Below are 1,663 nucleotides of genomic sequence, written 5' to 3'. Positions count from 1 at the left end.
CGGGTGGGGCGGGGTCGTTCGCCGGTGACGCGCGCCCGTTCGCGGCGCATCGGGTAAAGGGTGCGTTTCGCATGTCGGAGACATGACGGACGCGACTGTTCCGATGAGCGGCTGATATGGAAATCTCATGTCCAGTCATCCGAAGGGGGATGAATGGACAAGCGGTACGAGGCTTTCTGTCTCGCCGACCCGTATTTCTACGAGACGCCCGCACGCGGCCCGGCCCGTTCCCGCGAGGGAAACGGAAACGGCACCGGCGGCACGAGTCGTGAATTCCCCGCCGCCCGCCGCCCGGTGCCCACCGGGTGGACCACCGGTCGCGCCGGCGACTGGCTCCACCTGCACCCGGAGGGCGTGGAGCTCCCCGCCCAGGGGTGGAAGATCCACGTCTCGGCCCGGCCGGGGAACGCCGCCGGGATCGCCGAGGTCATTCACGACTACTGCGTCCCGCGTCGCCTGTCCTTCAAATTCGTCCCGAGTCCCCACCAGGTTTACCTGCGGAATTCCAAGTACGCCCCGCGCGAGGGCGCCGGGAAATTCGCCACCCTCTATCCGGAGGACACCGATCGGCTCCGCACGGTACTGGAGGAATTGGACGACCTCCTGGCGGGCGAGACCGGTCCCTACATCCTGAGCGACCTGCGGTGGCGGGAGGGGCCGCTGTACGTGCGGTACGGGGCGTTCACCCGCCGGCAGTGCCGCGACGAGAGCGGGGCGCTGGTCCCGGCTCTGGAGAACGCCGAGGGCGAGCTGGTGCCCGACCGTCGTCAACCCGGCTTCCACCTGCCCCCGTGGGTGACGCTGCCCGGGTTCCTCGCCCCCGCCCTGGCCGCCCGCAACGCCACCACCGTGCGGGACCTGCCCTACCGGATCGAGCGGGCACTGCACTTCTCCAACGGCGGTGGCGTCTACGCCGGCACCGACAGCCGCAGCGGCGAGGCCGTGGTGCTGAAGGAGGCCCGCCCGCACGCCGGTCTGGCCGCCGACGGCGTGGACGCTGTGGCCCGGCTGGAGCGCGAGGCCGCGGTGTTGGAGCGGCTCGACGGGGTGGAGTCGGTGCCCCGACTGCGGGACCGGTTCACCCTCGGGGACCACCGGTTCCTGGTGATGGACCATCTGCCGGGCCGCACCCTGAACTCCTTCTTCGCCGAGCGACACCCCCTGCTGACCTCCCGGACCGACCGGGACGCGATCGCCGCCTACACCCAGTGGGCGCTGGGGATCCACGCGGCGGTGGAGCGGGCGGTGGAGGCGCTGCACGAGCGGGGCGTGGTCTTCAACGACCTGCACATGTTCAACATCATGGTCGCGCCGGACGAGACCTCGGTGGCGCTGCTGGACTTCGAGACGGCCTCCTACCCGGGGGCGGAGACGCGGCAGCTCGTCGCCCATCCCGGTTTCCTGGCCCCGCCGGACCGGACCGGCCCGGCGGTGGACCGGTACGCGCTGGCCTGTCTGCGCCTGGCGATGTTCCTGCCGCTGACCAGTCTTCTCGGGCTGGACCGGGGCAAGGCCGCCCATCTGGCGGAGCTGGCCTCGGAGTTGTTCCCCGGGTTGCCCGCCGGGTTCCTGGACGCCGCGGTGGCGGAGATCGAGGCCGGCTCCTCCCCCACCGCGGACACCACCTCCGGCCCCGGGCAGGGGAACGGGGGCGGAGGTGGTG

At 71.6% G+C, this 1,663-nt stretch carries 1 protein-coding gene; it reads left to right on the top strand.

Annotation, left to right across the window (positions count from 1 at the left end; translation table 11 throughout):
* Positions 1-153: 153 nt before the first annotated feature.
* The coding region (gene lanKC / locus FOE67_RS25060) for a class III lanthionine synthetase LanKC (RefSeq protein WP_182667100.1) at positions 154-1,663 on the top strand (1,510 nt) is incomplete at its 3' end.

Source organism: Streptomyces calidiresistens, assembly GCF_014141525.1.
GTDB classification, from domain to species: Bacteria; Actinomycetota; Actinomycetes; order Streptomycetales; family Streptomycetaceae; genus Streptomyces; species Streptomyces calidiresistens.
Note: the sequence above shows the minus strand (reverse complement) of the source record. Positions and strands in the feature narration are given on the sequence as shown.